This window comes from Methanofastidiosum sp., from assembly GCA_013178285.1.
Lineage (GTDB): Archaea > Methanobacteriota_B > Thermococci > Methanofastidiosales > Methanofastidiosaceae > Methanofastidiosum.
On the sequence record JABLXD010000003.1, the window covers coordinates 66432 to 80131 of the forward strand.

Genomic DNA, 13700 nt, shown 5'->3' on the forward strand with positions numbered 1-13700 from the left:
CTAATGACCAAAGCTCTATCTTTTATCTCTTTTGTTTAATCTTTCAACTTTTCGCTTAGCTTTATGATGTTTGTCCTTCCCTTTTCTTCCTTTTCAATGAGCTTTCTCTTTAGCAGTTTGTCTAAGACCCTTGATAGTGTTGGCTTTGAAAAGAATGTTGTCTGCTCAAATAGCTTCGCCTGAGTAATTGAGCCACCATTATCATATATTATCTTTAGGATCCTTGATTCCCTTGGGTCTAAAACATTAAGGGCAACTTCTATCCTGCTATGGCCCCTCTTCCTTGTGAGGAGGAGTATTGCAATTAGTCCAAAGAATATAATGGCAGTTGACATCAGAATATACATTGCAGGGTTAGATTCTGGCTTTTCAACTGGAGTTGTTTGCTCCTTTATCTCCCTAAGCGGTGCATATTTTTCATCATAATTTGCCTCAAATAGAAATTTCTCCGCTTCCTTTACATCTTCTTTGTACCAGACGACAGATACTTTACTATCTACTGATTCAAATCTAGATGGTGATGGCACAAATTCAGTCAGAAGGGGTATACCCTTCTCAAAGTTAAATGCCATCTTGAGGTACCTTATATCACATGGCGATTCAAAAGGGAAGCTCAACTTATATGAATCACTTTTCGTGACTAGATCGGACACATCATAGTCGATTTTGACAAGTGTAGTCTCTCCAAGCTTCAAACTCCTATTGAAGTAAAACCTCACAAAAGTTTCTTTACCTACCTGTGACGAAGATGACTCTAGAACGTTCCCCGCATCATCTGTTACGGATAGATTATTTGCCCTACCAGGCACGTAAAGGTAAAAGCCATTGAAGTCCGGAAGCCCCAAATTTAGGAATATCATCCTGATGGTGACATGCTCAGTATCCTGTGAGATATCAACGTCTATTGTGCACCCCATACAAGCAAAATCTTCCTGGGCATATATGGGAACTTGGCAAGATATGCCTATAATAATTAGTAAAATAATAAATATTTTTTTCATATAGCCACCATTTGCCCTCTTGAGTGTGTATATTACAATCAATAGGAGATTATTTAAGATTTTTCCCAAAAAAAAAGAAAAGCTTTTTATATTTCTTGTTATTTTTATGAGTAATGGCGCTTTATATACTCAAATGGGGCGTTGGTATCATTGTTTTAGCAGTCGGGGTCCTATTTGGGCTTTCTATCGCCATGAACACTTCTTCTGCGGATATATACCTCATGTCAGGTGCGACTATGATTTCTATATCTTTTATCCTACTTGGGTCAAATATATTTATCATGGGCTTTAATGAAAGAAAAAAGAACAAAGAAATAAGGAAGAACAAACAACTTTTGACAAAAGCCGAGTACCTTTCATCAAAAAAGACGATAGATTCCTATAGAAACATCAGATGAGCGCAATCCCATAGATCTCTTCTATAAGGTACCTGTGTATATAATCAATATCTTCTTTTGATAGGATTCCCTTCTCAAACAGTTTTTTAGTTGTTTTGGGGACAGTTTTAGGGCCAACAACAGCGCCAGGCCTTTCGTTATCATCGATATAGTCAGTTTCCATCAAGAATCTTTTCCCTTCCTCCAACGCCTTTAGGATATTCTTTTCCCTTGCAACAATGGAAGGGTATATACCGATACTCTCACATATGGAAATCATTGGGGGTGAAAAATGCTTGATTACTTTAGAAGGCTCTCCATATTTTTTTACTAACTCTCCAATCTCTAAGAACTTACTCTCGTCAAAAGTTTCTGTGTGAAGCTGGACAGGGCATTTCAATTTTTTTGAAACTTTTAGTACTTCAATTAAGAATTGATTTGAGAGATCAATTATCTCATTTTCGACTTCATAGTGGGGCCTTCCGACCTCTCCTATTCCAAAGGCTTTCCCTTCAGTAATTCTCTTTTCAATCTCAGTTAAGGCTTCTAAAGCTATCTCAAAAGCTTCTTCCTTCCCAAAGTCGAGTATGAGATGATGAAACTCTGCTGGGTGAAGGCCAATTATTGGGTAAGACCTTGCATCAGTTTCTTTATTAATCCTATTTGATAGATCTATTACATAATCATAGGCTTTTCCAAAATCTTTTCCAGTTTTTACTTCGCCCCCAGAGTCATATGCAGTTTTATAGACGAGCATGAAGTGTGTACCGCCAGCAGAAGTGAACTCTTTAACTGCATCAAGCCCCATCCCTCTTATCGGGTCAATATGCATGTGATTGTCTGTAATGAACATCAGACTAATTTAGGTACATCAATATTAATAGTTTTGCAATTCTAAACTAAAAAGGAAATAGAATCTTGTCTCCACTCTTGATATCATGTCTTTTAATGGACCCTATAGGCATTTCAACAAAATATTTGGCCTTACCTTTATGACCAGTATAGAATGAAAATGATTTTATATTTTCCTTGGCATCAATTACTTCAAACTTTGAATTAAGCCAGACAACATCAATTGAGAAAAAAACAAAGAACATTGTTATTGCAGCTTTTCGCTCTCGGTCTAAAACAAAGATATACACCTCATTTGATTCTGAGATATCATTTCTAAACATAAGCCCTCTTGACAATTCAAAAAAATTTCTTTGATATGTGAGTTTATCAAAAATCTCTGATAGATTATGAGAGGACATCGTATTGGATAAGGCGTCTTAATTAAAAAATTATCCTTATTTTACAGAAAGATTTATATATAGTAACACGTTATGAATAAATAGTGTTACTGGCATGTAGTATTCCGTCATATAGAGATTTCAACTCTATATGACTTATTCTTAAAAAAAAATTGGGCTTCATATAAAACTTTTTAAATCAATACTAATTCGTTTCTTTATGGAGCAAATGAAAGAATTCCTTCTCGTGACAACTCCCACTGCTAGACAGTTTGACGGTATATGGGAAGTAGAATGGGCACTAGAAGGGGAAGTTTTTGAGATTAAAAAAACAAAGTTTAAAGGCGTTCTCCTAGTGAAATGCAGGGATGCTAAAAAAGCTGCTGGAATGTTGAGAGACTATGAAACAAGTGCCATACACAGGGTTTTACCGTTTGATAGGTACATCAATACAGACAAGGATTTAATAATAGTTGAAGCAAGCGACGTAGCACTGCCCAAGATTTTCAAAAGTGACACATTTGCCGTTAGATGCAAGAAAAGGGGAAAAGCAAACTTCAAGTCTCAAGAACTTGAAAGAGAGGTCGGCGCCAAAATCGTTGAAGAGACAGAGGCAAAAGTAAATCTAGAAGATCCCGATATCAAAGTCATTATACAGGTAATTGACAAAAAAACTGGTATTTCTGTTTTAAAAAGAGAAGAAATTATTAGAAAAGATGTTCTTGAAGAAGATGCAGATTCATTTTAAAGCAAATTCTTTTTTAATCCTTTAACATCTTTTTCAACATTCTTTATGGCCTCAAGGAGGGCATCCTTTGGTGATACGGAGCCATCAGTGTTGATTATGAATCTTGGCCTTTTCCTGTCAAGGAGAGGATGGTCAATCTTGTAAGCTGCAACTGTAACTTTTTTATTTTTTAATAATGCCTCTCTCAATACGTTACAAAGTGTGTGATCTTCACCAATAATTCTAAATTCCATTAAATTTCCTTCATTTTTTAATACTTCAATATCCAAATTACTCACCTGCATACTCTCTTAGATATGAAAGAGCATCGTCGTAGCTTATATTTAAAGATACCGTTTCTGTATCGTTAAAAATCTTTTCATCTATGCCCACATTCAAAAGCTCTGAAGATAAGAGATCAAACTCCATTGCGACCCTTACTATGATTTCTGTCACAGGCTTTGATACTCCTTCGAGGTCCTGTAAAAGGTAGGAGATATCTCCTGCAACTTCTGCAGCAACTGACGCATGTGCAGTGGAAACTACATTTTCCCTGTCGACTTCAAAGGAGTAGCCCTTGTCATTTAAGACCGCTTTTAGAAGTTTTACCGGAACAGTTGCACCTGCAATTTTAGAGATGCTGTCTAAGGTATAGCTATAAATACCCTTGTCTTCCTTGATCTCCTTTTCTTTCTGCTCTTCCAAGAAGCTTTTAATTGAGTGAACAACGTCCCCCATACTGCCGGGATTTAATACTTTGACCTTCAACGTATCATCAGATACATTAAAAGTAATATCTTCAAATTTAGAAAGAAAACGGGCAATTTCTACTTTTTCATTGCCCTTTATTTTAAAACTTAATACTCTTGTTTTTCTCTTCATCTTATCATAATTTTGCTTTCAGATAATCATTTGCTGTCTTCCTTGTTTCTTTAGAGCTGCAGTAGTCACACTCAAGTTTTCCTTCCTTCATCTGAAGAGTTTTCTTACAAACTCCACAAACAGCTCTTATTACTCCAAGGTTATCTTCCGCAGTTGAAAGTCTTACTGCATCGCCCTGAGTATCTACAACTCTGGCCCTTACGACGTCTCCATTCCTAAATTCTGTGGAGATAGTTTTTACATACTTTTTGTCGGTCTGCGAAACATATATTCTTGCCTTTGTATTGGCTGAAAGCTTTTTGTCTGCGTACCCTTCTAAAGCTAGGAGGTCTACGTAAACCATCTGTGGTTTAACTGATACTACCTCTCCGTAGACGATATCCCCTTCTTTTACCTGTGGCACAACATTTGTTTTCGAAATAACACTTGCACTTCTTCTTGACATGTCAAGTTCTAAATCCCCTACCAGTGTAGCATATATCTTCCCATTCTCTTCATATGCACCGTTTCCTGGTAAAAATTCTTCGGCGACCCCTATGTAGTCACCTGGTATAACAAATTCTTTTTTAGTCTCTCCGTTTGCTTCCATCATAACACCTCATGAATCTATAAAGTTCAACTTCAATCAGTACCTTCCGTTTCTTATGAACCTCAAACATTGCTTTTATAGGAAAATTATACTTCTGCATCTCAACAAGCTCAAATCCATTTTCCAATGCAACATTCCTTATGAAATCATAGTTCCCTTTCTTGTGCAAGGAATACACAACATCTCCTATTTCAAAAGCCTTTTTCAAAAAATTGGTATCCATCTTCCTCTTTTTTGTACCAAAAGGCGGATTTTGAATAATAGTGTCCCCTCGCAGGAGGACGTCTAAAACGTCACCATCCTTAATCTCGTATTCTCCTAAGATTTCATCACTTTTTAAAGTTAATGTTTTTAAATTATCATTCAAAATAGCTATAGCTCTTTTATCTTTCTCTACAAAATATACTTTTTTAGCACCTAATAAGAGGGAAGCTATACCAAGTCGGCCTGTACCGGCACCAAGATCGACTACAGTCTTACCTTCTATGTCTCCTCTGTGATAGGCAAATAGAACAATTTCACTTGCTATATTCCCTGGAGTAGTGTACTGCTCCTCAAACATATCAGGGTCTTCCATCTCCCTTAGATTCGAAAGAAAGATTTCAAGCTGCTTTTTTCTCACAAAAATTAAAAATATCAAAGGTATAAAAATCCTACCTTTGATTCTAGAAAGTGTTTTACTCCTTTATTTCTCATTATGATTTCCATAAGCACTGCCAAGATAATCATTTCAGCAAACGCCTTCATCAAGATTGTGTATACAACAGGCAATGGAAGTCCGTATGGAAGTTTTAATACTGCAAGAGTTAGGTATGTTAAAAATGCTTCAGGAAGGTACCCAGCAAAGACTGCTATACCAGGTCTTGTCTTTTTGGACAGAATTGCAATAAAAATACCTGTTAAGGCTTTAAATGGTGGTACAAAAAAATTCCCGAAGGTTAGGCCTGGCCATATGCCGACTATGAAGCCCGTTATACCTCCAAATATTGGTCCTAATAATATAGCAGCGAGAACTGTACCGATGTGGGACAGATCAAGATAAACGTTTGGTACCGGCGTTGGGATAAGCAGTATCGTTCCGAAAAGGATTCCTATTGCTGCAAAGATTGCAGTGAAGGCGATATTCTTTGAACTTTTAGCTTTCAATGAAACACCAAAAAAATTAAATAAAAACGATATATAAATATTTGGGTAGATACTCAAAAATGAGTTACATCTCTTCCGGTGCTTTAATACCTAGAAGTGCCAGCGCATTATGTAAAACTATCTTAGTTGCTTTTACAAGTGAAGCTCTAAACTCTTTATTTGATTCAGCATTTATGACGTGGCACTCGTGATAAAATTCATTGAAGCATTTAGCAACATCATATACATAATTAGAAACGTAATCTGGTCTATAATCAACTGATGATTTTTCGACTACCTCTGGAAACTCTGAGAGTAAAGATACAAGCTTATACTCCTTTTCATTGAGCTCTTCTATTTCAAATTCAGATTGTAATTCTCCTAGCTTCTTTAGAATGCTTGATGCCCTTGCATGGGCGTACTGGATATATGGTGCAGTGTCACCTTCAAAGTCTAAAGCCTTCTTCCAGTTGAAGATGATTCTCTTGTTATTGTCCTTCATCATGCTGTACTTTAGTGCACCCAAGGTAACAATTTCCGATATACTTTCAGCATTTGAGATATTTCGCTCTCTCACTTGATTCAATGCCTCTTTCTTCACAACATCCTTTAGTTCTGAATAAAGCACAACATTTCCTTCTCTAGAAGACATTTTACCTTCTTCAAGCATGACAAGCTCGTAAGACAAGTGATAGCATCTTTTCGCCTGTTTAAATCCCATAAGCTCCAATGTTTTGAAAAGCTGCTTGAAGTAAAACTTCTGCTCGCTCCCAACAACATATAGTGATAGATCAATCTTAAAATCCTGAAACTTTCTCTCTGCAAGTGCAAGGTCCTTTGTTGAGTAAAGTGCGGTACCATCACTTCTCAATATTACAAACTCATCAAGCCCAAACTCTTTCAGATCAACTATGACTGCCCCATCCTTTTCTTTTGCCACACCTTTGTCCAAAAGCTCCTTTGCTATTTTTGTACCTTCATCTTTGACCTCACTCTCATATAAGAAAATATCAAAGTTAACTCCAAGCTCTTTGTAAATCCTGTTGAACTCTTCAAGGCTCCATTCTCTTGTCATTTGCCAGACATCGATAGTTTTTTTGTCTCCACTATAAAGATTTTTTAAGACAACTTTGTACTCTTCTTGATACTCCTCAGATTCTTTGATTTTGTTATCGGCTTCAGAATAGACCTTCCCGAGGAACTCCCCCTTGTTATTTTCTGGGATGAAGCTATCATAGAACTTCATATAACCCCATAAGCACTTAGCAACATGGGCACCTACATCACCAATATAGTTTGCCCTAACAGTTTCATAGCCAGAAAATTCCATTATGTTTGCAAGCGCATCTCCAAGGCACACGTTCCTAAGATGCCCTATATGAAATGATTTGTGAGTGTTGGGCTGTGAATACTCAACCATTACCTTATCGTTCTTTTTTTCTCCCTTTCCATAAGAGCCATTTTCAGTAATTATGGATTCAACTGTCTTTTCTGAAAAGTACTTTCTATCAAAAAAGAAGTTTATATAACCGCCAGAAGTCTCTGCCTTCTCTATCCCTTCTGGCAAAATAATTGTATCTACAATATCCTTTGCAATCTGAATTGGATTCTTTTTTAATCTTTTTGCAAGTTCAAAGGACAGGGGTGTTGCAATATCGCCCAGTTTAAAATCAGGAGGTCTAGAAAAAACTATCACGATGTCTTTCAAACCAGCCGCTTTTCTTATTGAGTCTTCCAACTCGTTCTTCAATTTTTTGAGCAATATCGTCCCCACAGAAAAACTAAGTAGAATCTTTTTATCGTTTTTGGTTAGAAATTAAAAATTTAAGAAGATTTTTGTAGTGGTCTCTTCTCCTCCTAACCCTATATTCAGGAATGGAATGCTTCCTTCATTTAATACATAATAGATCACAACAGCATTTATTATTAAGAGGGCTACAACTAGAAGGATAAACAATAACTTCTTCTTTGATATGCCCGCTCTCTTCCTTGGTGCTTCTCTCCTTCTAAGAGTTTTACCTCTCTCTACCATCGGGCTCATTGGTGGCACATCTAGTCTCTGTATATCTTTTACTTGAGTGGATTCATCGGGGTAGAAATCACCTTTCATCCTCTCTGGGATTTCCTCATCAGTTATCCCTTCTTTTTCAAAACTTTCTTCAACAGGGGATAAAGGCTCTTCCTTCTGTTCTATATCAACCTCTTCAACAAAGACATCCTTGTTTTCATCTTTTCTAAAAATTTCTGTTGGTTTACCGAGTCTTACATGTGCAACGTTTAGAATTTTGCCGCAGTTTGGGCATGGCTGTTCTTCAATACACGTGAAATGAAAGGTCATGTTACAGTAACTGCAGTAGCACATCTCTAGATTGTCCTTTATCCTTTTGCTACAAATGCCACAAGTTTCCATGTTTATTTTTTTATTTATAGATATAAAAAGTTTAGCGTGTCTAGTGGCTATAAACCATAAATCATTTATATCGAGAAAAGTTAGATTATACCAGATAAGATGAAAGCAAACGAACCCTTAGATGATTTGACGATTAATGATTTGAAAATAAAAGCTAACAAAATTAGAAAAGATATAATTGAAATGATCTATTCTGCAAAGTCGGGCCACCCCGGTGGATCTCTTTCTTCAGCAGATATCGTGACATCGCTATATTTCCATATAATGAATCACGACCCAAAAAATCCTTCTTGGAGCGGGAGAGACAGATTCATTTTGAGTAAGGGCCACGCATGTCCTTCGCTATATGCAGCGCTTGCAGAATCCGGTTACTTTGATGTTAGTGAACTAAAGAAGTTAAGAAAACCGGAGTGCCTCCTACAGGGCCACCCATGCACAAAGACCCCTGGCATTGAAATATCAACGGGTTCTTTGGGCCAGGGATTATCTATAGCAACAGGCATTGCATTGGGGCTCAGGCTCGATGGTAGCCCGTCTAGAGTATTTGTAGTACTAGGTGATGGGGAGCTTCAGTCAGGCCAGGTCTGGGAAGCCATGATGGCAGCACCAAACTTTAAGCTTGGAAATCTCACAGCAATAATAGATAGAAACATGCTTCAGATTGATGGGCCAACGGAGAAGGTCATGGCAATTGAGCCGCTCAAAGACAAGCTCAAGGCATTCAACTGGCAAGTTTATGAGATTGATGGCCACAACATCAGAGAAATAATTGAAACTGTAAATGAAGGATTAAAGATTACAGATAAACCTAAAATAATTATCGCACATACTGTCAAAGGAAAAGGGGTATCATTCATGGAGAACAATGTAGGGTTCCACGGTAAATCACCAACCGATGAGGAGTTTAAGATTGCAATGAAGGAGCTGGAGGCGAGTTCATGACGGGATTTGGAGTTCCAAGGGACGCATATGGAGAAGTTCTCACAGAGCTTGGAGAAACAAGGAAAGACATAGTCGTGCTTGACGCTGATCTATCCTCTTCAACAAAGACTTCATCATTTGGGAAGAAGTTCCCCGACAGGTTCTTTAATATCGGTATAGCTGAGCAGAACATGATGGGTATCTCTGCAGGCCTTGCTACAACGGGAAAGACAGTATTTGCTTCATCCTTTGCTATGTTTGCCGTTGGGAGAGTTTATGATCAAATAAGACAATCTATAGCGTACCCCAAGATGAATGTGAAGATTGTTGCAACTCACGCAGGGATCACAGTCGGTGAAGATGGCGTGTCTCACCAGATGATTGAGGATATTTCACTCATGTGTGCCCTTCCAAATATGAAAGTCATTGTACCAGCCGACACATTTGAAACAAAGAAGACGATAAGGGAGATATCTCTAGAAAAGGGCCCAACTTATGTAAGACTTGGCAGAAGCAAAGTTCCAAACGTATTCGAAAGCGAAGATGAAATAAAGTTGGGGAAGGCCGCAACTCTAGTTGACGGAGACGACATCACAATAATTGCATCAGGCATTATGGTATCAAAATCTCTCGAGGCTGCACAGAAATTAAAGTCTGAAGGTATTTCTGCAGGTGTAGTTAATCTTAGCACACTGAAACCAATTGACAGGCAGGCTATAATCAAATCTGCAAAGAAAACAGGCTGTGTAGTCACAGCCGAAGAACACAACATCTATATTGGCATGGGAGCACTTGTTTCATCGATAATCTCTGAAGAGTATCCCGTTCCAATTTTAAGGTGTGGTATAAAGGATACATTTGCCCAGAGCGGAGATTATGAGCTTTTGATGCAAATATACAATTTAACAGCCGATGAAATATATAAATTGTCAAAAAATGTTATAACGATGAAAAAATAATCATATTATTAATAGAGGAGATAAAATGAAGTTTTTTTTAGATACTGCAAATATTGAACAGATTAGGGATGCAGCAAGCCTTGGATTGATTGAAGGTGTTACAACAAACCCCTCACTGATCTCTAAAGAAAAGAAACCTTTCAAGGAAATAATTCAGGAAATATGCAAGATTGTAGATGGGCCAATATCGGCCGAAGTCACATGTTCTGATTATAAAGGGATGATAGAAGAGGCATTAAAGTTATCTGACATCCACAAAAATATTGTAATAAAAGTTCCAATCACAAAAGATGGATTAAAGGCAGTGAAGTCATTATCCGAGCAAGGTGTAAAGACGAATGTTACTCTCATATTTTCTGCAACACAAGCACTTCTCGCTGCAAAAGCAGGAGCATCTTACGTATCTCCATTCGTTGGAAGATTAGATGACATATCAACTGACGGTATGAACCTCGTAGCAGAGATCCAACAGATTTACAGAAACTACTTTTTTGAAACTGAGGTTATAATTGCAAGTATCAGACACCCAATTCATGTCCTACAGGCTGCAATGATGGGCGCAGACATCGCTACCGTTCCATATGATGTTTTGATGAAGCTTATCAAACACCCCCTTACAGATATAGGCATTGAGAAGTTCATGTGCGACTGGAAAAAGGTAGAGCACAAGGAGATTTAATTCATGGCAAAACTTGCACCTTCAATTCTTTCTGCTGACTTTTCTAGATTAGGTGATGATATCATGGAAGCAGAAAATGCAGGTGCAGACATAATCCACGTAGATGTGATGGACGGTCACTTTGTTCCAAACATTACAATAGGCCCACTAGTTGTAGAAGCAGTTTCAAAGATAACTTCTCTTCCTATAGATGTCCACCTTATGATAGAAAACCCCTCAGATTACGTGGAACTTTTTTCAAAAGCCCTTGATAAAGAAAATAGGGATATTTCTTTAGATTATGTATCTTTTCACATTGAAGCATCATACCACCCACACAGATTATTGAATAGAATCAAGGAGTTAAATGTAAAGTCAGGAATAGCTTTGAATCCTTCTACGCCAGTTAGTACAATAACTCATCTTTTGGACTCAATGGATCTACTTATTATAATGACAGTAAACCCAGGATTTGGAGGGCAGAGCTTCATTGAAACAATGCTCCCCAAGATTAAAGAGGCCAAGAAACTAGTCAAGGGCCATGATATAGAGATTTTAGTAGATGGCGGGGTCACAGAAAAAAACATTAAGAAGATTAGAGACGCAGGTGCAGATATTCTTGTAGCAGGCTCCGCAGTTTTCAATAAAAAAGATAGTATAAAAAATAATATTATTCGACTAAAGGCTCTGGTCTAGAAAGCTCATATTCTAGAAGCTCTTTTACCTTTTCTTTGTTTCTAGCCTTTTTTAGTATTTCAACACAGAGCTTTCTCTTCAATGCAAAATATTTTTCGTATGCTTCTTCGTCTTTGTACTTTGTTGTTAAGGCTATGTCTCTTCCACCCATACACCCGCTTCTTCTCATACAGCAGTAAGAAAGAGATTTGAAGCAGACAAGTTCACTATCCCAGTCATGTTCTTTTGAGAATTTGTCCTTTATTTCGATGTACTCTTCTTTAGTTATTCCAAGCTCTTCCAAAGCTTTAGGAAGGCCGCATTTGAATGAAAATGTCAGAGGGTATCCGGGATGGCAGCAGAATGCAATTGCTCTTAGGTCTCCTCCGTAGCATATAGGAACAGGTGCAAACTTCCAGCCGGGAACCATTCTGGTGTTGTTTGGATTTATCATTGAAAGAACGGTTGATAAGAAGTTTATAAGCGTTGTTCTTAAAATAAAAAGAAAAAAATTAAATTAATTTTTTGCTGTTATTACATTCCAGTTGTTTTTGACTGCGTAATAGATCGCTCCAATCCCAAGACTTCCAACTACAAGACCTACAAAGAATCCCAGAACGGGGATTAGCTTTAGAACGGTAATTATTACAAAACCGATTATGAATATCCCCATCTCACTTGTGTTAATGTTTAATCTCTTTGTAACAAAGTTTCCTGTGCAGTAAGAGACGAAGAGTCCTGAAGTCATAAGGGCCATTATGAAGAACATTCCAAGTATGGCTGCAACAGGCAGACCAATTACAGTAATTGCAAGTATGATCAATACAATCACTGCTGCAATAGCCAATAAGAACCCTATTATAGTTCTAACGGCTGTGTCCTTTTCAACTTCCTTTTCAATTGTAAAGAATAGTTTTGGGAAGAATCTTATTATAAGAATTCCAAGAACTAGCATCCCTATGGCGGCAAGTATTGAGAATATGGTAAATAAGGATCTGATTCCTTGAGAAAAATCTCTGCCAGCAGTATTTTGTGTATAATTAAATGAGCCTACATTGCCCTTTTCAATCAACTGCTCCGCAGATAGATTTAGTTCGCCATTTATTGTACCTTGATTTTCAAATCCACCGGTGCTGATATATGCATACCTATCAACTACAGATGTTGAGTATATCTTTACATTTCCAGCAACGGCAATTATTTTGTCTGTATTTCCTTTAATTGCTAAATCTCCACAGCCTGCTAGTATCTTTCCAGTCTTTCCAGAGACCGTTGCCTGACCTGCACCTAGGATAAGTCCTCCAGTGACTTGGCCATTTATTGTAACATTTCCTCCAGCAACGTAAGCATCGCCAGTGACATTACCATTTACAACTACCTGCCCTCCAGCAGCAAATAGATCTCCATTAATATTACCATTTATGGTAACTTGATCCCCTGAAATAAAAAGGTCGTCATTGACATCATTTTCAATAGTAACAATCTTTTGGTCTCCATTGTTTACAGTTTGCGCTGCATAGACGCTTGGTAATAACAACGCAAGCAACAAAAGAACTGTGATTATCTTTTTCATGTTTCTCATTTATTTTCCTCCTTAATAGGTAATATATTACCTTTATCTTATGGATACATGGGCGATTTATAAGGCTTTCTATTAGGTAATATGTTACCTTTATCCACCCTTATATTATACTTACTTCCTTATATAATTTACTTAGAAATTTTTCAAATAAATATTCTTACAATACAAAATACCACACCAATCAAAACCTTTATAAAGGCAACATAAAGTTTATTAGTAACACGAATTTTATATTCGTAATACTAGGAGGCGATTATTATAAAGAAAATAATGGTATCGGTTTTTATTTTGGCATTAGTTTTATTCTCAATGCCCACCTTCTCTTCTGCAGAACAAATTAAAGTAATCTGTACAACAACAACGATGAAATACTTTGTAGAGGAAGTTGGAGGGAATAAGGTAGATGCTATATCTTTGGTACAGCCTGGGATTTGTCCAGACCACTTTGATGTTAGGCCAAGTGTATTGGCTGAAATTAACACTTCTTCACTTGTTGTTTACCACGGCGTTGAGCCATGGCTTGACGGAATGATAAACGCATCTGAAAATAAGGACGTTAAAA

General features: G+C 37.3%; 19 protein-coding genes. 7 read left to right on the forward strand and 12 right to left on the reverse strand.

What is annotated here, in order from left to right:
• Positions 1-35: 35 nt before the first annotated feature.
• Positions 36-1001: a hypothetical protein gene (locus HPY60_02805; GenBank protein NPV50114.1), complete on the reverse strand. Its 966-nt coding sequence runs from the start codon at positions 999-1001 to the stop codon at positions 36-38.
• Positions 1002-1114: 113 nt separating this feature from the next.
• Here HPY60_02805 and HPY60_02810 point away from each other — a divergent pair, with 113 nt between their 5' ends.
• Complete coding sequence (locus tag HPY60_02810; protein ID NPV50115.1) at positions 1115-1399, forward strand: hypothetical protein; 285 nt, start codon at positions 1115-1117, stop codon at positions 1397-1399.
• On the opposite strand, the gene HPY60_02815 is transcribed toward HPY60_02810, so the two are convergent.
• Both HPY60_02815 and HPY60_02820 read right to left on the reverse strand, forming a co-directional pair.
• Entirely contained in the window at positions 1392-2231 is an 840-nt protein-coding gene (locus HPY60_02815; protein NPV50116.1) for a metal-dependent hydrolase, read from the reverse strand. The two genes, HPY60_02810 and HPY60_02815, sit on opposite strands and share 8 nt — an antisense overlap.
• Before the next feature lie 46 nt (positions 2232-2277).
• Positions 2278-2631 carry a DUF192 domain-containing protein gene (locus HPY60_02820; protein NPV50117.1) on the reverse strand — a complete coding sequence of 118 codons (354 nt, stop codon included), beginning with the start codon at positions 2629-2631 and terminating at the stop codon, positions 2278-2280.
• Positions 2632-2830: 199 nt separating this feature from the next.
• Here HPY60_02820 and HPY60_02825 point away from each other — a divergent pair, with 199 nt between their 5' ends.
• Positions 2831-3358 (forward strand): RNA-binding protein, encoded by a 528-nt coding sequence (locus tag HPY60_02825; GenBank protein NPV50118.1) that lies wholly within the window; start codon positions 2831-2833, stop codon positions 3356-3358.
• On the opposite strand, the gene HPY60_02830 is transcribed toward HPY60_02825, so the two are convergent.
• From HPY60_02830 to HPY60_02860, 7 genes are all read right to left on the reverse strand, one after another.
• The gene (locus tag HPY60_02830; GenBank protein ID NPV50119.1) at positions 3355-3627 is read right to left on the reverse strand and encodes a DNA-directed RNA polymerase subunit L; all 273 of its coding nucleotides are present in this window, start codon (positions 3625-3627) and stop codon (positions 3355-3357) included. The genes HPY60_02825 and HPY60_02830 overlap by 4 nt on opposite strands.
• Position 3628: 1 nt before the next feature.
• A complete protein-coding gene (locus HPY60_02835; protein NPV50120.1) occupies positions 3629-4219 on the reverse strand; it encodes a DUF2067 family protein in 591 nt (196 codons plus the stop codon).
• A 4-nt stretch (positions 4220-4223) separates the two neighbouring features.
• Positions 4224-4808, reverse strand: a complete 585-nt coding sequence (locus tag HPY60_02840; GenBank protein ID NPV50121.1) for an exosome complex RNA-binding protein Csl4 — start codon at positions 4806-4808, stop codon at positions 4224-4226.
• Positions 4786-5385 (reverse strand): methyltransferase, encoded by a 600-nt coding sequence (locus HPY60_02845; GenBank protein NPV50122.1) that lies wholly within the window; start codon positions 5383-5385, stop codon positions 4786-4788. The genes HPY60_02840 and HPY60_02845 overlap by 23 nt, the downstream gene beginning before the upstream one ends.
• Positions 5386-5444: 59 nt before the next feature.
• A complete protein-coding gene (locus HPY60_02850) occupies positions 5445-5954 on the reverse strand; it encodes a hypothetical protein (GenBank protein ID NPV50123.1) in 510 nt (169 codons plus the stop codon).
• A 64-nt stretch (positions 5955-6018) separates the two neighbouring features.
• Positions 6019-7695: an arginine--tRNA ligase gene (gene argS, locus HPY60_02855; protein ID NPV50124.1), complete on the reverse strand. Its 1677-nt coding sequence runs from the start codon at positions 7693-7695 to the stop codon at positions 6019-6021.
• 54 nt (positions 7696-7749) lie between these two features.
• The gene (locus HPY60_02860; protein ID NPV50125.1) at positions 7750-8343 is read right to left on the reverse strand and encodes a hypothetical protein; all 594 of its coding nucleotides are present in this window, start codon (positions 8341-8343) and stop codon (positions 7750-7752) included.
• 99 nt (positions 8344-8442) lie between these two features.
• On the opposite strand from HPY60_02860, the gene HPY60_02865 reads away from it, so the two are divergent.
• The 4 genes from HPY60_02865 to HPY60_02880 are packed head-to-tail and all read left to right on the forward strand — an operon-like array spanning position 8443 to position 11577.
• Positions 8443-9285: a transketolase gene (locus HPY60_02865; GenBank protein NPV50126.1), complete on the forward strand. Its 843-nt coding sequence runs from the start codon at positions 8443-8445 to the stop codon at positions 9283-9285.
• Positions 9282-10223, forward strand: a complete 942-nt coding sequence (locus HPY60_02870; GenBank protein NPV50127.1) for a transketolase family protein — start codon at positions 9282-9284, stop codon at positions 10221-10223. The genes HPY60_02865 and HPY60_02870 overlap by 4 nt, the downstream gene beginning before the upstream one ends.
• A 25-nt stretch (positions 10224-10248) precedes the next feature.
• Positions 10249-10902: a fructose-6-phosphate aldolase gene (fsa, locus tag HPY60_02875; protein ID NPV50128.1), complete on the forward strand. Its 654-nt coding sequence runs from the start codon at positions 10249-10251 to the stop codon at positions 10900-10902.
• A 3-nt stretch (positions 10903-10905) separates the two neighbouring features.
• Entirely contained in the window at positions 10906-11577 is a 672-nt protein-coding gene (locus tag HPY60_02880; GenBank protein ID NPV50129.1) for a ribulose-phosphate 3-epimerase, read from the forward strand.
• Here HPY60_02880 and HPY60_02885 read toward each other — a convergent pair.
• Positions 11552-12010: a methanogenesis marker 9 domain-containing protein gene (locus HPY60_02885; protein ID NPV50130.1), complete on the reverse strand. Its 459-nt coding sequence runs from the start codon at positions 12008-12010 to the stop codon at positions 11552-11554. The two genes, HPY60_02880 and HPY60_02885, sit on opposite strands and share 26 nt — an antisense overlap.
• A 63-nt stretch (positions 12011-12073) precedes the next feature.
• Positions 12074-13138 (reverse strand): hypothetical protein, encoded by a 1065-nt coding sequence (locus HPY60_02890; GenBank protein NPV50131.1) that lies wholly within the window; start codon positions 13136-13138, stop codon positions 12074-12076.
• A 288-nt stretch (positions 13139-13426) separates the two neighbouring features.
• Here HPY60_02890 and HPY60_02895 point away from each other — a divergent pair.
• Positions 13427-13700, forward strand: a 274-nt coding sequence (locus tag HPY60_02895) for a zinc ABC transporter substrate-binding protein (GenBank protein ID NPV50132.1), incomplete at its 3' end; no start/stop codon positions are given.

Excerpts from the sequence above, each read along its gene's own strand:
- HPY60_02805 (NPV50114.1), bottom strand. The coding sequence starts at position 1,001 with ATGAAAAAAATATTTATTATTTTACTAATTATTATAGGCATATCTTGC.
- HPY60_02810 (NPV50115.1), top strand. The coding sequence starts at position 1,115 with ATGGCGCTTTATATACTCAAATGGGGCGTTGGTATCATTGTTTTAGCA.
- HPY60_02815 (NPV50116.1), bottom strand. The coding sequence starts at position 2,231 with ATGTTCATTACAGACAATCACATGCATATTGACCCGATAAGAGGGATG.
- HPY60_02820 (NPV50117.1), bottom strand. The coding sequence starts at position 2,631 with ATGTCCTCTCATAATCTATCAGAGATTTTTGATAAACTCACATATCAA.
- HPY60_02825 (NPV50118.1), top strand. The coding sequence starts at position 2,831 with ATGGAGCAAATGAAAGAATTCCTTCTCGTGACAACTCCCACTGCTAGA.
- HPY60_02835 (NPV50120.1), bottom strand. The coding sequence starts at position 4,219 with ATGAAGAGAAAAACAAGAGTATTAAGTTTTAAAATAAAGGGCAATGAA.
- HPY60_02840 (NPV50121.1), bottom strand. The coding sequence starts at position 4,808 with ATGGAAGCAAACGGAGAGACTAAAAAAGAATTTGTTATACCAGGTGAC.
- HPY60_02845 (NPV50122.1), bottom strand. The coding sequence starts at position 5,385 with ATGGAAGACCCTGATATGTTTGAGGAGCAGTACACTACTCCAGGGAAT.
- HPY60_02860 (NPV50125.1), bottom strand. The coding sequence starts at position 8,343 with ATGGAAACTTGTGGCATTTGTAGCAAAAGGATAAAGGACAATCTAGAG.
- HPY60_02865 (NPV50126.1), top strand. The coding sequence starts at position 8,443 with ATGAAAGCAAACGAACCCTTAGATGATTTGACGATTAATGATTTGAAA.
- HPY60_02870 (NPV50127.1), top strand. The coding sequence starts at position 9,282 with ATGACGGGATTTGGAGTTCCAAGGGACGCATATGGAGAAGTTCTCACA.
- fsa (NPV50128.1), top strand. The coding sequence starts at position 10,249 with ATGAAGTTTTTTTTAGATACTGCAAATATTGAACAGATTAGGGATGCA.
- HPY60_02880 (NPV50129.1), top strand. The coding sequence starts at position 10,906 with ATGGCAAAACTTGCACCTTCAATTCTTTCTGCTGACTTTTCTAGATTA.
- HPY60_02885 (NPV50130.1), bottom strand. The coding sequence starts at position 12,010 with ATGATAAATCCAAACAACACCAGAATGGTTCCCGGCTGGAAGTTTGCA.
- HPY60_02890 (NPV50131.1), bottom strand. The coding sequence starts at position 13,138 with ATGAGAAACATGAAAAAGATAATCACAGTTCTTTTGTTGCTTGCGTTG.